18 protein-coding genes are annotated in these 17,143 nt (G+C 40.1%); all 18 read left to right on the top strand.

The features are described from left to right. Window positions 1–46: 46 nt before the first annotated feature. Window positions 47–316 (top strand): biofilm formation stimulator Veg, encoded by a 270-nt coding sequence (gene veg, locus ACTWPF_RS00195; RefSeq protein ID WP_036578197.1) that lies wholly within the window; start codon window positions 47–49, stop codon window positions 314–316. A gap of 163 nt (window positions 317–479) precedes the next feature. Continuing rightward, a complete protein-coding gene (locus ACTWPF_RS00190; RefSeq protein WP_036578199.1) occupies window positions 480–662 on the top strand; it encodes a small, acid-soluble spore protein, alpha/beta type in 183 nt (60 codons plus the stop codon). A 162-nt stretch (window positions 663–824) separates the two neighbouring features. After that, a complete protein-coding gene (ispE, locus tag ACTWPF_RS00185) occupies window positions 825–1,676 on the top strand; it encodes a 4-(cytidine 5'-diphospho)-2-C-methyl-D-erythritol kinase (RefSeq protein WP_443148836.1) in 852 nt (283 codons plus the stop codon). 63 nt (window positions 1,677–1,739) lie between these two features. Next, window positions 1,740–2,564, top strand: a complete 825-nt coding sequence (gene purR, locus ACTWPF_RS00180; RefSeq protein WP_106895376.1) for a pur operon repressor — start codon at window positions 1,740–1,742, stop codon at window positions 2,562–2,564. A 137-nt stretch (window positions 2,565–2,701) separates the two neighbouring features. Continuing rightward, window positions 2,702–2,992 carry a septation regulator SpoVG gene (spoVG, locus tag ACTWPF_RS00175; protein WP_036578205.1) on the top strand — a complete coding sequence of 97 codons (291 nt, stop codon included), beginning with the start codon at window positions 2,702–2,704 and terminating at the stop codon, window positions 2,990–2,992. Window positions 2,993–3,279: 287 nt separating this feature from the next. Beyond that, complete coding sequence (gene glmU / locus ACTWPF_RS00170) at window positions 3,280–4,659, top strand: bifunctional UDP-N-acetylglucosamine diphosphorylase/glucosamine-1-phosphate N-acetyltransferase GlmU (RefSeq protein ID WP_443147926.1); 1,380 nt, start codon at window positions 3,280–3,282, stop codon at window positions 4,657–4,659. 16 nt (window positions 4,660–4,675) lie between these two features. Then, window positions 4,676–5,629, top strand: coding sequence for a ribose-phosphate diphosphokinase (locus tag ACTWPF_RS00165; protein WP_106895378.1), 954 nt, complete (start codon window positions 4,676–4,678; stop codon window positions 5,627–5,629). A gap of 177 nt (window positions 5,630–5,806) precedes the next feature. Further along, window positions 5,807–6,448, top strand: a complete 642-nt coding sequence (locus ACTWPF_RS00160) for a 50S ribosomal protein L25/general stress protein Ctc (RefSeq protein ID WP_443147925.1) — start codon at window positions 5,807–5,809, stop codon at window positions 6,446–6,448. A 449-nt stretch (window positions 6,449–6,897) separates the two neighbouring features. Continuing rightward, window positions 6,898–7,458, top strand: coding sequence for an aminoacyl-tRNA hydrolase (gene pth, locus ACTWPF_RS00155; RefSeq protein WP_443147924.1), 561 nt, complete (start codon window positions 6,898–6,900; stop codon window positions 7,456–7,458). A 170-nt stretch (window positions 7,459–7,628) separates the two neighbouring features. After that, window positions 7,629–7,859: an anti-sigma-F factor Fin family protein gene (locus ACTWPF_RS00150; protein WP_036578214.1), complete on the top strand. Its 231-nt coding sequence runs from the start codon at window positions 7,629–7,631 to the stop codon at window positions 7,857–7,859. A 67-nt stretch (window positions 7,860–7,926) separates the two neighbouring features. Continuing rightward, window positions 7,927–11,448 carry a transcription-repair coupling factor gene (gene mfd, locus ACTWPF_RS00145; protein WP_161464648.1) on the top strand — a complete coding sequence of 1,174 codons (3,522 nt, stop codon included), beginning with the start codon at window positions 7,927–7,929 and terminating at the stop codon, window positions 11,446–11,448. A 229-nt stretch (window positions 11,449–11,677) separates the two neighbouring features. Next, entirely contained in the window at window positions 11,678–12,211 is a 534-nt protein-coding gene (spoVT, locus tag ACTWPF_RS00140; protein WP_106895382.1) for a stage V sporulation protein T, read from the top strand. Window positions 12,212–12,418: 207 nt separating this feature from the next. Further along, window positions 12,419–14,023, top strand: a complete 1,605-nt coding sequence (locus tag ACTWPF_RS00135) for a putative polysaccharide biosynthesis protein (protein WP_443147923.1) — start codon at window positions 12,419–12,421, stop codon at window positions 14,021–14,023. Then, window positions 14,010–15,464, top strand: a complete 1,455-nt coding sequence (mazG, locus tag ACTWPF_RS00130; protein WP_106895384.1) for a nucleoside triphosphate pyrophosphohydrolase — start codon at window positions 14,010–14,012, stop codon at window positions 15,462–15,464. The genes ACTWPF_RS00135 and mazG overlap by 14 nt, the downstream gene beginning before the upstream one ends. Beyond that, on the top strand, window positions 15,461–15,721 hold the full coding sequence (locus ACTWPF_RS00125; RefSeq protein WP_106895385.1) for an RNA-binding S4 domain-containing protein: 261 nt from the start codon (window positions 15,461–15,463) through the stop codon (window positions 15,719–15,721). The genes mazG and ACTWPF_RS00125 overlap by 4 nt, the downstream gene beginning before the upstream one ends. Before the next feature lie 53 nt (window positions 15,722–15,774). Next, on the top strand, window positions 15,775–16,077 hold the full coding sequence (yabP, locus tag ACTWPF_RS00120; RefSeq protein ID WP_036578223.1) for a sporulation protein YabP: 303 nt from the start codon (window positions 15,775–15,777) through the stop codon (window positions 16,075–16,077). Continuing rightward, complete coding sequence (gene yabQ, locus ACTWPF_RS00115) at window positions 16,074–16,667, top strand: spore cortex biosynthesis protein YabQ (protein WP_443147922.1); 594 nt, start codon at window positions 16,074–16,076, stop codon at window positions 16,665–16,667. Before yabP ends, yabQ begins: the two co-directional genes overlap by 4 nt. Before the next feature lie 5 nt (window positions 16,668–16,672). Further along, window positions 16,673–17,053 (top strand): FtsB family cell division protein, encoded by a 381-nt coding sequence (locus ACTWPF_RS00110; RefSeq protein ID WP_036578225.1) that lies wholly within the window; start codon window positions 16,673–16,675, stop codon window positions 17,051–17,053. Window positions 17,054–17,143: the final 90 nt, after the last annotated feature.

The raw sequence follows: 17,143 nt of genomic DNA, 5'->3' as shown, positions 1-17,143 counted from the left end.
TATTAAACAAGCTTATGTTACGATGTTAACAGTGAGGTGGAGTATAGTGGCTAAAACATTAATCGAAATTAAGCAAGGTCTTGAAGGTCACGTTGGAAAGCGATTAAAGCTTAAAGCCAACGGTGGTAGAAGGAAAACGATTGAACGGTCCGGAGTACTAGCAGAGACGTATCCTTCAGTTTTTATTGTGGAGCTGGACCAAGAAGAAAATGCATTCGAACGTGTTTCATACAGCTATGCGGACGTGTTAACAGAGACAGTAGAGTTAAGTTTTGCAGAAGAACGAGCAGCAATAGCATCAATCATGGAGCAGTAGACATTCGTTTACTGCTTTTATTTTTTTACAAGCAATCCTAGTATGGAAGGAAAACCCAGCGTATTATTTTCCTTTTTTACATACTTCTGCTTGGTGTTGAGTTGACCTTTTGGCATAAACTATAGATGTCGTAAAAACTCATGCAGAAGGGGGTTGTTCTTTCATGGCTAGACGTAGAGGAATGATGTCAGACCAATTGAAAGAAGAAATTGCAAAAGAGTTAGGATTTTACGACACAGTAAAGCAAGAGGGCTGGGGCGGTATCAAGGCAAGGGATGCCGGTAATATGGTGAAACGTGCAATTGAAATGGCCGAACAGAATATGCAAACCAAAGGCAGACCCTAATAGGGTTTGCCTTTTGGCTTTTTTGCACAATATATAATATTGTATTCGTTGCTGAATCAATTTGCTGGTTTCTTTTCACTTTATGGGTGCTTGGCGCATAGGTCGCCACTGGTTTTTGAATATGTTACAATTTGTTTATCTATGTACAAGAAGGTGACGGTGTTGGTACTTTTTGAGAAAGCTCCCGCCAAAATAAACTTATCACTAAATGTGTTAAGTAAACGAGATGATGGCTACCATAATGTTGAAATGATTATGACCACCATCGACCTTTCTGATCGGATTGAGTTTCATGAATTGAAAAAGGATCGGATAACCATTTCCCTTGAAAGCAGGTTTGTTCCAAGTGACGAACGGAACTTGGCATATAAAGCCGCGGCTTTGTTTAAGGAACGTTATGGCATTAAAGCTGGGGTGCATATAAAAATTGAAAAGAATATACCAGTTTCTGCAGGACTTGGTGGTGGCAGTTCAGATGCTGCTGCAGTATTGCGGGGATTGAATAGACTTTGGTCAATGAACTTATCCTTAAAGGAATTAGCTTGTCTTGGAGCTGAACTAGGTACGGATGTCCCTTTTTGTGTCTACGGAGGTACTGGGATTGCAACTGGACGTGGAGAGAACGTGGAACTGCTTAAATCGGCCCCGGCTTGTTGGGTTGTGCTTGCTAAGCCAAATATTGGCGTCTCTTCAGGTGCGGTATTCCAACAAATCAAGTTGCATGAGATTGAACATCCAAATACCGAGAAGCTAATGAAAGCATTGAATAAAAATGACTTTTCCATGATTTGTGCCCATTTGGGGAACGCATTAGAAAGTATAACGATGGCGTTACATCCAGAAGTTCGTCATATTAAAGAGACGATGATGCAAGCAGGTGCTACCGGGACCTTGATGAGCGGAAGTGGGCCGACTGTTTATGGACTTGCGATGCAAGAAAGTAAAGCGCAACGTATATATAACGGGATGCGTGGATTTTGTGAAGAGGTCTTTTTAGTACGACTTTTAGGATGATCTTCCTAAATGCATATATTAATGTTATAATATGTATCAAATATTCGGTTTTGAGGTGTGGAAATGAAAAGAAGCAATCGCTTGGTTACATTGACTAACTTTTTTTTGGAAAATCCTAGAGAGCATGTACAATTACCATACTTTGTCCGGCTTCTGCAAACAACGAAAGCTTCTGTCAGTGAGGATATGGATATAATTGATGCAGTATTTCAGCAAGAAGGTTTGGGCTATTTAAATCGTACTACTGGAGCTGCTGGCGGAGTGAAGTTTATACCTGAATTTTCCCAAAAGAAAAGCTTTCAGTTTATTGAGAAGCTAAGACAAAAACTCGAGGATCCAAGTAGAATTCTCCCTGGTGGATATTTATATATGAGCGACCTCTTAGGAAACCCTAAAACAGTAAAAGAAATTGGTCGTGTCTTTGCTTCGGTATTTTCAAAGTCTCACATAGACGTGGTCGTAACGGTAGCGACAAAAGGAATACCCCTAGCTTATGCGGTAGCTTCATTTCTCGATGTCCCTGTTGTCATTGTGAGAAGAGACCCGAAAGTAACAGAAGGATCTTCTGTAAGTATTAATTATGTTTCTGGATCATCACGTAAGATACAAACAATGGTCCTGCCAAAAAGAAGTCTTCAGGAAGGTGCCAATGTCTGTATTATTGATGATTTCATGAAAGCTGGCGGAACTATTACCGGCATGGTAAGCCTGCTTGAAGAGTTTAATGCCAATGTAAAAGCTATTGGAGTACTTGCAGAAGCGGATGACGAGGAAGAGGAACGGGTTGTAGACAACTACACTTCCTTAATTAAAATTTCCCATGTAGATATTAAGGGTAAAAAGATCGAAGTGCAGGCTGGAAACATAGGAGAAAAGTCCTCTGAGTAGCGATTTTTTTAACAAACAAAGCCTCTTTTCCCACTTTTTTTGAAAATAATAAATTTTTTTCTAAGAAAAAGAAGGATTTTCCTTTTATTTGTTGAACTTGTTAATTAAGTTCTAATGGGAAAAGGTGGTGAAACATCATGGAAGTAACAGACGTTAGATTACGCCGCGTTAATACAGAAGGAAGAATGCGTGCTATTGCGTCGATTACACTGGATCAAGAATTTGTCGTTCATGATATCCGTGTCATCGATGGAAACAACGGTTTATTTGTAGCAATGCCTTCCAAGCGGACTCCGGATGGAGAGTTCAGAGATATTGCACACCCAATTAATTCCGGGACGCGTGGAAAGATTCAGGATGCTGTATTAGAAGAATATCGTCGTGCAGGGGAAGAAGATGTAGAGTATGAAGAAGCGGGCGCTTCCTAAATCGTTAATCCTGCATGATCACAACTAGAGGTCTAATCTTACAACAGGTTAGCCTTCTTTTTTTGCGAAAAAGGGGCTGAAATGGAAGATCTATGTAAATGTTCCCCGCCCTTTCCACCCTTCATTATCAATTCCTCTCCATATGCAGGTAGTAGAGCAATTAGTGTTGAAATCCATGGCTATTTAGGATATATTCATTATGGATTAAATTATAAACGTACAATTTTTATTCTTAATATCGTAATGAATGAATAATAGAGCTTAATACAAACATGGAGGTCTCCTTAATGACAAATCGGTATGCGGTAATCCTAGCAGCGGGTCAGGGAACTAGAATGAAATCAAAGTTATATAAAGTACTTCATCCTGTAATGGGCCGCCCTATGGTTCAGCATGTATTAGAACAAGTGAAGGCGGTCAACCTAGAAAGTGTCGTTACTGTGGTTGGCTTTGGGGCAGACAAAGTTGCGGAATACATAGGACATGAAAGTGAATTAGTAGTACAGGAAGAGCAATTAGGAACAGGACATGCCGTTATTCAGGCAAAGGAACGTCTAAGAGATAAAGAGGGAACTACTATTGTTGTGTGTGGTGACACACCTTTAATTAAAGGTGAAACGTACATGGAATTATTTGCACACCATGAGCGCACAGGAGCAAAGGCAACGATTCTTACAGCCAAGGCACCAAATCCGTCTGGATATGGAAGGGTCATTCGAAATGAAGACAACGAAGTAGAAAGAATTGTCGAGCATAAAGATGCAAGTGAACAGGAGCTTACGGTAGATGAAATAAATACAGGTACTTATTGCTTTGATAATCAGGCCTTGTTTGCAGCGCTTGAGCATGTTTCAAATGATAACGCACAAGGAGAGTACTATTTGCCTGACGTCATTGAAATCCTTCGCAAACAGTCTGACGTAGTAAGTGGATTTTTAACGCCAGATTTTGAAGAAACACTTGGGATTAATGACAGAGTTGCCTTAGCGCAAGCGGAGGGAATTCTGAAACAACGAATTAATGAAAAGCACTTACGTAATGGAGTTGGAATTATTGATCCAAGCAATACGTACATTCATCCTGACGTTGTAATTGAACCGGACGCTATCATCCACCCAGGAACGGTAATTAAAGGAAATACTACCATTAAAAGCGATGCTGAGATTGGTCCCTTCACAGAAATAACGAATTGTTATATTGGAGAGAATACGGTTATTAAACAAAGCGTTGCGTCTGACAGCCATATAGGCGACCGCGTTAAGGTTGGACCATTTGCCCATATTCGTCCTGAATCTTCTATTGGAGATGAAGCGAAGATCGGTAACTTTGTTGAAATAAAGAAAACCACCCTTGAGCATAGTAGCAAGGTTTCTCACCTTAGTTATATTGGCGATGCGCATGTTGGAAGCAATGTTAATGTTGGTTGTGGTACAATTACAGTGAACTATGATGGAAAGAATAAATTTTTGACAACGATAGAGGACGATGCATTTATTGGATGTAACTCCAACTTAATTGCACCGGTCACAATTGGCAAAGGTTCTTACGTCGCTGCTGGCTCTACTATAACCAAAAATGTCCCTGAGGATTCGCTGTCTGTCGCGCGTGCCAGACAAACGAATAAAGAAGGGTACGCATCAAAAATCAAAAACAGACAAAAAGATTAACGGAGGGTTCTAACTCATGGCATCTACTTACAAAGATTCATCTTTGAAAGTATTCTCTTTAAACTCAAATCTTAAATTGGCGGAAGATATCGCTAATCACATTGGCACTACTTTAGGTAAATGTTCGGTTACACGATTCAGTGATGGAGAAATTCAAATCAACCTAGAAGAAAGTATTCGTGGCTGTGATGTTTATGTTGTCCAGTCAACATGCTCCCCTGTAAATGAACATTTAATGGAGTTATTAATTATGATTGATGCGCTTAAACGTGCATCAGCAAGATCTATCAATATTGTGATGCCTTACTATGGTTATGCCCGTCAGGACCGTAAAGCAAGATCCCGTGAACCAATCGCTGCGAAATTAGTAGCAGACCTTGTGGAAAGAGCTGGTGCTACAAGGGTGATCACACTTGATCTCCATGCACCGCAAATTCAAGGTTTCTTTGATATTCCGATTGACCACTTACAAGGGGTTCCTATCCTGTCTGACTACTTTGAGACTAAAAACCTAGAGGATATCATTGTCGTTTCCCCAGACCATGGAGGAGTTACGCGTGCCCGTAAAATGGCTGATCGTTTAAAAGCACCAATTGGAATTATTGATAAACGTAGACCGCGTCCAAACGTTGCAGAAATAATGAATATTGTAGGTAACATTGAAGGCAAGACGGCGATATTAATTGATGATATCATTGATACAGCTGGTACCATCACACTTGCTGCAAATGCTTTAATAGAAAATGGAGCGAAAGAAGTGTATGCATGCTGTACGCATCCTGTTCTTTCCGGTCCGGCAATTGAACGGATTGATAACTCAAAGATTAAGGAATTAGTTATTACAAACTCAATTCCTTTAACCGATGATAAAAAGAGTGATAAAATCACGCCACTATCTGTTGCACCGTTAATCGGGGAAGCAATTATTCGAGTTCACGAGTTACAATCGGTAAGTATTTTATTTGATTAAATGTTTAGCAGACTGATTTAATGGGTAATATCTAAATGGAGCGTATTTTAGAAACACTAGTAAAGTTTCACATGAAACTGATGAGAAGACTTTGCTAGACACTGCGTAGAATATACACACGAAACATAAAAGAGAGAAAACGGCTAAGTTTTTTAACTAATTTGGAGGGTGATGAATATGGCAGTAAAGCTAAAATCAACAAACCGAGAAGATCTTACAAAATCAGCTACAAAACAAGTAAGAAACAGTGGGAGAGTCCCAGCTGTTGTATATGGTCAAGGTAAGGAACCGAAGTCTATATCTGTTGACAGCATTGAACTTGTGAAGACAGTTCGCGACGAAGGTAGAAATGCTATCATTTCACTCGACTTAGACAACAGTGAATCAGTTGATGTGATGTTGCATGATTATCAGATTGATCCGATTAAGGACGAGCTCATCCATGCTGACTTCTATGTTGTAAATATGTCTGAAGAGATGGATGTAGAGGTTTCACTACGCTTTGAAGGAGAGGCACAAGGTGCTAAAGACGGCGGTGTACTACAACAGCCATTATACACATTACAGGTTCGTGCTAAGCCTAGCAGTATTCCAGAAGAGATTACAGTTGATGTAAGCCCCCTTGAAATTGGCGATAGCTTAACAGTTGCAGACCTATCAACATCTGGTAGCTACAAAATTCTAGATGAGCAAGATACTACGGTTGCAACGATCGTTGCTCCAGATACGCTTGATGATGTAGAAGAAGCACCAGAAGAGGGCGACAAGCCTGAACTAGTTGATCCTGAAGCAGAGACTCTAAACGAAGAGAATAAGTAGTAAGTCTATCGTTAGGCATTGCTAAACTTAATTTTAATAATTAATAGAAAAAATATATAGACCCTCCCTCTCCAAAGAGGGAGGTTTGTTGTATTGTATAACAAAAGCGAAGAGCGCACGTTTTAGCGACGTACGAACTGGACTGAGCCGTAGGAGATAAAGGAATCACGATGAGGTACGAATCGATGATGACTTATTGTACGGAGGTGAAGGAAGTTGCGCTAGTCGCTGTGTGCTCGTAGCTAGCCGAAACAAAAGCGAAGAGCGCACGTTTAGCGACGTACGAACTGGACTGAGCCGTAGGAGATAAAGGAATCACGATGAGGTACGAATCGATGATGACTTATTGTACGGAGGTAAAGGAAGTTGCGCTAGTCGCTGTGTGCTCGTAGCTAGCCGAAACAAAAGCGAAGAGCGCACGTATATAATTTAAAAAGGGACGAGTGTAAATGAAGTGTATCGTTGGACTGGGGAATCCAGGTAAAAAGTATAAGGATACCAGGCATAATGCTGGTTTTATGGTGATAGATGAATTATTACGCCGCCATGGCTGGTCTTTAAATAAATCTAAATTTAATGCTGATTATGCGTTGGAGACGCTTAACGGAAATAAAATGCTTCTCGTCGAACCACAGACATATATGAACCTATCCGGTGATGCAATTAGGCCATTGCTTGATTATTATTCGATTGATGTTGAAGATGTGCTTATTATCTATGATGATCTTGACTTGCCCCCAGGGAAGATAAGATTACGGCAAAAAGGTGGACATGGTGGTCATAATGGGATTAGATCGACTATCTCTCATTTAGGAACCAAAGAATTTAAGCGAATCCGAATTGGTGTAGGCAGACCAACTACACCTGTACCCGTAGTAGATTACGTGCTAGGACAGTTTCATAAAGCAGAGCAAATCGATGTACAGCAAAGTATTGAGAAAGCTGCTGATGCATGCGAACTTTGGCTAGATAAGCCATTTTTAGAGGTAATGAATGACTATAATAGTTGACACTGCATCAGTTAGGACGATTTTGTTCCGGCATAACTTTCAGTAGGTACACCACCAATTGAAGTTTCACATTATTGTGCTAGTTGGTGTTTTTATTACATAGGTATAAGGAAACAACCTCGGGGTTAAACTAAACAAGACATCTTGTTGGTTTCCAAGGAGGTTAAAAGGTGCCTATTATTTATAAGTGCAGACATTGCACGAAGGAGATTGGAAGGTTAGATCATCAAATCGTCGAGTCAACCATGCTTGGTTTTGATCAATTAACCACAAAGGAAAAAGAAGATATGATAAAATACAAGACGAACGGTGACGTTGAGATAACGTCCATATGTGAAAGTTGTGAAGATACATTAGGTCACAATCCTCATTATCATGAGCTAGATTTTTTTATACAGTAGAAGCAATAAAGCTTTGGTGCTCAAGCCAAAGCATTTTTGCGTTTATTCAGCAGGCGGAGGTTTAGGAATGAAAGGTATTAATAAGTATTTAAAATCTAAAGAAGATATCCAATCTATTATTAGTGGGATAGAAAGTGGCATGAAGGAACAGCTCGTAGCAGGGCTCTCTGGATCTGCACGGAGTATTCTTGTGTCCATTTTAAACGAATCGACAAAACGGCCTGTTTTATTAGTAACCCATCAGCTTGTTCAGGCCCAGCAATTATATGATGATTTATCCGAAATCATGGAAGAAGATACTGTCCATCTATACCCTGTTAACGAGTTAATAGCCTCCGAGATAGCGATTGCCAGCCCAGAGCTGAGGAGTCAGCGAATTGAATCTCTAACAGCTTGGGCAAACCGTGAGACAGGAGTTTTGATTGCGCCAGTAGCTGCATTGAAGCGCTTACTCCCGCCCACACACTACTGGGAAAACTACCAGCTCGAATTTAAGCTTGGTGAAGAGATAAAGATCGATAACTATCTGTCCTCTTTAATTGATATGGGCTACGAGCACGCTTCCATGGTTGCTTCACCAGGAGAGTTTAGTAGACGTGGCGGTATTATTGATATTTATCCTATAACAGAAGAGCATCCTATTCGTATTGAGTTATTTGATGAGGAAATTGACTCAATACGCTATTTTGATGCAGGGACACAGCGTTCGTTGGATACATTACAGGAGGTAATGGTTGGCCCGGCAACAGAGTTATTGCTCACACAAGAGGATATTCTATCAGGTGGGGAACGCCTCGAAGAAGCCCTGGCAGTTAGCATGAAGAGTCTTAAGTCTTCTGAAGCAAAGGAAACACTCAATGAATCCCTATCTCATGATATTGATCGATTAAAAAACCTTGAACGTTTTCAGGAAATGTACAAATATATTGGGTATCTTTATCAAGAACCTGCTAGTTTATTAGATTACTTACCAGATAATGGTTTGATTATCATGGATGAAATGAGCCGTATTCAGGAAACAGCAGTAAACCTTGATACAGAAGAAGGAGAATGGTATAGCAGCCTCCTGGAGACGAACAGGATGGTGAAAAACAGTAAGTTCTCTTTTGACTGGAACCAGGTTTGGGACCATCTAGAGCACCAACGTCTCTACATGTCTGTTTTCCTGCGACATATACCAAACACGCAACCACAAAACATTATAAATCTGTCATCACGGGCGATGCAGGAATTCCATGGGCAAATGCATTTATTTAAGAATGAATTGCTTCGCTGGGAAAAAGGTGAATTTTCAGTTGTTATTCTGGCACCAAATGAAAAACGGGCAGAGAAAATTCATTCCATCCTTACAGACTATGACATTGAGGCGTCTGTAACGAAGAACCTTGAACTGCCTGCTGAAAAGCCCGTTATAACGGTAGGGAATATGAATGGCGGTATTGAACTGCCTATGCATAAGCTTGTTTTAATTACCGAGAAGGAATTATTTAAAAAGCAGACAAAGCGGAAAAGAAGACAGCAGAAGATATCTAATGCCGAGCGGATCAAAAACTACCAAGAGTTAAAGGTAGGCGATTACGTGGTGCACGCCAATCACGGGATTGGCCGCTATCTTGGTATTGAGACATTGGAATTAAACAATATGCATAAGGATTATATGCTTATTAAGTATTCCGGTGATGACAAGCTGTTTGTACCAATAGATCAGATTGATCAGGTTCAAAAATTCGTTGGTTCAGAAGGTAAGGAGCCTAAATTATATAAGCTTGGTGGGAGTGAATGGACCAAGGTTAAACGAAAGGTACAGTCTTCTGTCGAGGATATTGCGGATGATTTAATTAAACTCTATGCTGAGCGTGAGGCACAAAGAGGTTATGCATTCTCCGGGGATACGGAGATGCAGCGTGAATTCGAAGCGTCCTTCCCTTATCAGGAAACAGAGGATCAATTAAGATGTATTGAAGAAATTAAAGTTGATATGGAGCGAGAAAGACCAATGGATCGCTTGCTTTGTGGAGATGTTGGTTATGGTAAAACAGAGGTGGCAATCCGTGCTGCCTTTAAAGCGGTGGCTGACGGCAAACAAGTTGCTATCCTTGTACCAACAACGATTCTTGCCCAGCAGCACTATGAAACAATACGGGAAAGATTTCAGGACCATGCCATTAACATTGAATTAATGAGTAGATTCCGCACGCGAAAACAACAAACCGAAACAACAAAAGGATTAAAAAAGGGTACGGTTGACGTTGTAATTGGAACACATCGAATTCTTTCCAAGGATTTGGAATACCGTGATCTTGGACTATTAATAGTTGATGAGGAACAGCGCTTTGGAGTAAAGCATAAGGAAAAGATAAAACAAATGAAAACAAATGTGGATGTCTTAACGCTTACGGCTACTCCAATTCCACGTACGCTTCATATGTCGATGCTTGGTGTTAGAGATCTCTCTGTTATTGAAACACCACCAGAGAATCGCTTTCCAATCCAGACTTATGTTATGGAATATAATCCAATCTTTATGAGAGAAGCCATTGAGCGAGAAATGGCCCGAGGTGGACAGGTTTTCTTCCTATACAACCGTGTGGAGAATATCGATAAGGTAGCAAGAGATTTAGGTACACTTGTAGGAGATGCGCGTATTGCTGTGGCACATGGTCAAATGAATGAGTCAGAGCTGGAGAACGTTATTTTTGCCTTTTTAGAAGGAGAATATGATGTATTGGTAAGCACAACCATCATTGAGACAGGTGTGGACATACCGAATGTGAATACCTTAATTGTAAACGATGCAGACCGTATGGGACTAAGTCAGCTGTACCAACTGCGTGGTCGAGTCGGACGTTCTAATCGTGTTGCTTATGCGTATTTTACCTATAAAAAAGATAAGGTACTTACAGAGGTAGCAGAAAAAAGGCTTCAGGCAATTAAAGAGTTTACCGAGCTTGGATCCGGGTTTAAAATTGCTATGCGCGACCTATCCATTCGTGGGGCTGGTAATTTGCTAGGCTCTCAGCAGCATGGTTTCATTGATTCTGTTGGTTTTGATATGTATTCACAAATGTTAAAAGATGCCATTGATGCAAGAAAAGCAGGTAAGGAGCTTGAGGATATCACGCCATTTGAGCCGGAGCTTGCCTTAAATCTTGATGCTTACATTCCAGAAACGTACATCCCTGATGAGAAGCAAAAAATTGATATTTATAAGCAATTCCAAACCATTGAAGAATCAGAGGATATTACAGAGTTAACAGATGAATTAATGGATCGTTTTGGTGACTATCCTGAAGAAGTAGAGAATTTATTTACTGTAACGAAGCTCAAGATGAGTGCGAAGCAGGAAAGAGTCGAATCGATTAGCGAAAAAAATACCAAAATTGAGTTACTTGTTGAAGAGAACCGCAGTCAACAAATTGACGGTGCCAAATTATTTGAGCTTGCAAATAATTATGGCAGGAATGTCCAGTTAGGAACAGAAAGTAATAAACTGAAAATCGTCTTTAAAAGCACACAGGATTCAAAACATCAACGGTATGAGATCGTTTCAAAATTTATTCAAGAGCTAAATAAGCTTGATCGGGAATAATGGACTTCGATTTGGCGACGAATGCTTTTATACCCATGCAGTAAGTTTAAAAATTCCTATACTTTTTTCCCTGTAGCTGTGAAAAATTGGTTCATCATGTATAGTCTTCCTAAGTTGATTCATACTAAGTTCACAGTTGGTGAATGATGACCCCGTGAGAAAAGGATTAACAGAAAAAAGAAATTTACTATCACCAATTTTTCACCATAGGAAAGTGAGGCTACTGAGAATGAAAGCAACAGGTATCGTTCGTCGTATTGATGATCTTGGAAGAGTAGTTATTCCCAAAGAAATCAGAAGAACTCTAAGGATCCGGGAAGGCGACCCACTTGAAATTTTTGTGGATCGAGAAGGCGAAGTTATTTTAAAGAAATATTCTCCTATTAATGAACTTGGACAATTTGCCAAAGAATATGCTGAAGCGCTATTTGATTCCCTACATTCACCAGTTATAATTTGTGACAGGGATGAAGTTATCGCGGTAGCAGGAGAATCGAAAAAAGATTATCTTAACAAAAATATTAGCCCTGATATTACAAAAATTATTGAAAATCGCTCCCCGGTCTTTGAAACAGAAAAAGGAAACATGGAAGTTATTGATGGAAAAGAATTTGAACTACATTCCTATTGTATAAGCCCCATTATTGCAAATGGGGATCCAATCGGTTGTGTGATGGTCTTTTCCAAGGAAGAGAAATTAACTAAAGTAGAACAAAAATCAATTGAAACAGCTGCAAGTTTTCTAGCCAGGCAAATGGAGTAATAATGAGCAGAGGCACCAGATACAGGTGACTAAAACTATCTCGGAAAAGACCCTATAGAGTGGACAGGTTACGATGTCTCCTATAGGGTACTTTTGTATATATGGCTTTGGTTTGACAGGCTAAAGCGCTTAGGAGAGGTGGTTATTATCATCCTGACAGGTGTGCTATAATAGAGACAAATTTAACGGAATTAAAGGGCGTTAGTCATGAGCAGGAACGAAACAAATCAGCTGTTAAAGGGTGCTCTTCTGCTGACGGCAGCTGGTATACTCAGCAAGCTGTTAAGTGCGGGGTATCGAATCCCATTGCAAAACCTCACGGGAGACATAGGGTATTATGTGTATCAACAGGTTTACCCGATACTTGGAATAGTTATGGTACTATCCTTGTATGGTTTTCCGGCCGCTATCTCAAAGATACGGTCCGAAACTTCTGGCACTGCTGGCGTGCAAACAATACGTAACTTTTATTTTCCGTTGTTCCTAATATTGGTTATTCTGAACGGTTCTTTGTTCCTTTTCTTATTTATTAATGCACCAAATCTGGCAAGATGGATTGGGGACCCTGAACTTGTTAGTACATACCGCGTAACGGCAATTATTTTTCTTTTTGTCCCTTTTTTGTCCCTTTTGCGGGGGAGCTTTCAAGGGGAGCAACGAATGGCCCCAACGGCCATTTCACAAGTAACGGAGCAATTAATACGCGTCACGCTACTTATTACAGCTGCTATCGTAATAAGTGTAAAACAACTTGATATTTATGAAATAGGACATGCAGCGGCAATTGCCTCCATTGTAGGGGCTTTAGCGGGCACAGCTGTATTATTTGTGCTCTTTATGAAGGACGTGCCAAGGAGTCGAGAAAAAGAAATAATAGAAATCCCCTGGAACTATTATGTCCGGACAATGTTATTGTTCGGAGCAGTCGCGGCGTTAAACCATATGGTCCTTCTCGTGATACAGTTTGCTGATACCTTTACATTGCTCCCAGGGTTAATTGAATCTGGTCTTGCTAAACAGGAGGCAATGGAGGCAAAGGGGGTATTTGATCGGGGCCAACCCTTAATTCAATTAGGAACGGTCCTCGGCTCTTCTTTTGCTTTGGCCCTCCTGCCAACTATCTCTCAGGAACGTCTAAAACAACAGCCAGCTTTATTTTACCAATATATGAGAGGGGCCCTTCTTTTTAGCTTTTATTTAGCATTGGGAGCTACCATCGGTTTGGTTCTTATTTTTAGAGAAGTGAATGTATTATTGTTTCAAAATGAACAAGGAACGGCTGATTTACGACTATTAGTCGTTTCGATCCTTCTTTGCTCATTATCCGTTACGGCGGCGTCTATTTTACAAGGTCTTGGACATGTGAAAAGGACAGCAGGCTTTATCCTTGGAGCATTTTTTATCAAGTGGATTGCCAATCAACTGTTGGTTCCTCCCCTTGGTATTACGGGTAGTGCATTGGCCACCGTCTTAAGTCTGCTCCTGCTGTGTGCTGTTACCTTATATGAATTAAAGCGCAAGCTTCCAAAGTTGAACTTTATGAAAGTCGTGAATCTACGGGCAATGCTGACTGCGATTGGAGCGATGATTGTTTATGTGCTCGGCATGCATGCATTGCTAGCAGACCTATTTCAATCAAGCAGATGGCTTTTGCTGCTTTATGTTATATTTATCGCCTTTACTGGGGGAGGATTGTACTTATTTTGTTTGTTACGCTTTCGGGCATTTAACAAAAGTGAACTGAGTATGCTGCCATTTTCCACCTATTTATTACGTTTTTATAAAGGAAGGGAAAAAAATGAACAGAATTGATGTTATTGGTCTAGGTGCTGGAGATATTGATCAGCTCCAGCTTGGACTCTACAAAAAGTTACTACAAGAAAATCAAACAATTTTTACTCGCACAATAGACCATCCCGTGATACGTTCACTAAAAGAAGAGGGTGTGTCCTTTGAAGCTTTTGATCAACTCTATGAGGCAGAGGATCGATTTCAAGAGGTTTATCAAAACATAGTAGATGCCCTGCTTGAGCATGCAAAGCATCGATCACTCATTTATACGGTACCAGGCCATCCGATGTTAGCAGAGAAAACCGTCCAGCTCCTCCTTGAACAAGAGGAAGTAGAGGTGAATGTCTTAGGGGGCCAAAGCTATCTTGATGATCTATTCACAGCACTACGAATTGACCCGATAGAAGGGTTTCAATTTGTCGATGGGACGGCTTTTTCAAGAAGTGATTTAAACTATCAGCAGCATCTTATTTTTTGTCAGGTGTATGATCGTTTCATTGCTTCGGAAGTAAAGTTAAGTCTATTAGAGGATTTGCCTGCCGACTATATGGTGACTATCGTGGAAGCAGCAGGCAGCGAGGCAGAGCAGATTCGCCAAGTTCCACTGGAAGAACTCGATCATGCGATGGAAATTAGTAACCTAACAAGTGTGTATGTACCGCCAGTGTCAGAAACGTTATTAAATCATACCTTCAATAGACTTCGTGAGGTTATTGCTGTATTAAGAAGTCCTGAAGGCTGTCCATGGGATCGTAAGCAAACCCATGAAAGCTTGCGGGAATATGCTATAGAAGAAGTGTATGAGCTAATTGATGCGATCGACAACCAAGATGATGAAAATATCATTGAGGAGCTTGGCGACATTCTCCTTCAAGTGATGCTTCATAGCCAGATTGGGGAAGATGATGGATACTTTACAGTAGATGATGTAATTCGAGCTGTTACAGATAAAATGATACACCGCCATCCACATGTATTTGCTGACCGTCACGTTGATTCTGTTGAAGAGGTATATAAAAACTGGGAAGAGCTTAAAAAAGAGGAAAAACCAGGGGAACGCACTTCCGTTCTAGATGGCGTTCCAAAGAATCTACCTTCTCTAGCAAAAGCCGTAAAGCTGCAGAAAAAGGCTGCCAAAACAGGGTTTGACTGGGAGGAAGTAAAAGACATCTGGGCTAAGCTGACGGAAGAGTTAGATGAGGTAAAAGAAGCAATATCCGATGACAATAAAGAAGAAATAGAAAAGGAATTTGGCGATATTCTATTTGTCATTGCCAACCTGTCAAGGTATTATAAAATAAACCCTGAAGTTGCTCTAAATCGCACAAATGAGAAGTTTACTAGCAGGTTTGCATTTATTGAAGAACAGCTTGGGGAGCAACAAAAGGATATTCAAAAAGCAACCCTGCAGGAAATGGATGAACTGTGGGATAAAGCAAAGGAAAGAGAGGGATTGAATTGAGACTAGATAAATTTTTAAAGGTTTCCCGATTGATTAAGCGAAGGACGCTGGCAAAGGAAGTTGCTGATCAGGGACGTATTACAATAAATGGCGTTACGGCAAAAGCATCATCAACTTTATCAAAAGGTGATGAACTGGTTATTAGATTTGGCCAGAAGCTTGTGACCGTAAAAGTCAATGAGTTAAAGGAAATCGTGAGAAAAGATGAAGCGGAAATGTTATACAGTGTAATTAAAGAAGAGAAAGTAAACAGCTAGTTCTAACCTTGTCCCTCCTGTCATAAAGTAATAATGATAAGGAGGGTTTTACAATGAACTATTATGAAAATAAAGAAACTACTACGCGTGTACAAGCAGATCATGCGGTGAAAATTAATAATCGGAAGAACCTTGAGATCAGTGGTGTAAAAGAAGTGGACAGCTTTGATAATGAGGAATTTCTTTTAGAAACAGTTATGGGGTATTTGATTGTAAGAGGGCAGAACCTGCAGCTGAAAAACCTTGATGTAGGGGAAGGCCTGATTACCATTAAGGGGAAAATTTATGAGCTTTCCTATGTCGATGAGCAACAGCAGGAGAAAGCTAAAGGGTTCTTTAGCAAGCTTTTCAAATGACCCTTAGCACGCAGTTCTTGACAATGCTTACAATGGTTTCAAGCGGTTTCTATCTGGGTATAGTACAGGACACCTTTCGTCGATTTACACCATACTGGAAAAAGAGGGTTGTCCTCACCTATACCATGGAAATAAGTTTTTGGTTAACCCAGACGCTTATTGTGTTTTATGTCTTATTTCGGGTAAATGGGGGAGAGTTGCGCTTTTATATATTTGTAGCTTGTTTGCTAGGTTTTGCTACCTATCAAGCCTTAGCCGCTGACTCTTATAAAAAGCTTCTTGAGCATATTATTCGTATCATGACAGCTGTCTATCGCTTTGTTGAACGTTGTGTGATAGCGTTGATTATTACCCCCATTAAATGGATATTAAAACTCCTCTGGACGATTACCTTTCATGTGTTTAAATTATTAGGGACGGTACTTTTATTTTTACTAACCGTTATCATAACCCCGATTGGCTGGATATTCGGATTCATCTATCGGCTATTACCAGAAGGTTTTAAAAAAAACATTCGCAAACTTGCAGGATTTTATAGTAAAATGAAGAATATATGTATAAAGCTAATGAAACGCCTGAAAAGGAGGTAGAAGCTTTGTCTTCTAACAAAGAATCGGTAGCAAAACTAAATTCAAATTATACGCAGCAATATGATGTTTACATACAAAGACAGAAGAGAAAGAAGCAACGTTTGGTCCGTAGGCTGGTATTATTCTCTATTGTTGTCGCCATTGTAATAGGAGGCATTGCTGCATACCATGTGAAACAACGAACGGTTTATGCGGAGAAGCTTGACCAATATGAGGAGCTTGAAAAGGAACTGTCGGTATTGGAAAAGAAAGAAGTGAACCTGAAAGAAGAAATATCCTTGTTAAATGATGAGGATTACGTGTTAGAAATAGCCCGTACGAACTACTTCTTCTCAAAAGAGGGAGAGCTTATTTTTAAGATACCTGAGGAAGACCCCTCTTATTGACACACTTTTGAAAGCTTCGCTATAATATAATACAAAGCGATTGTGTTTTATGTAGCACATTAAAAACGAGGATGAAAGATTGCTCGTTTT

It is taken from the genome of Oceanobacillus sp. M65 (assembly GCF_052246275.1).
GTDB lineage: Bacteria > Bacillota > Bacilli > Bacillales > Amphibacillaceae > Oceanobacillus_B > Oceanobacillus_B jordanicus.
Note: the sequence above shows the minus strand (reverse complement) of the source record. Positions and strands in the feature narration are given on the sequence as shown.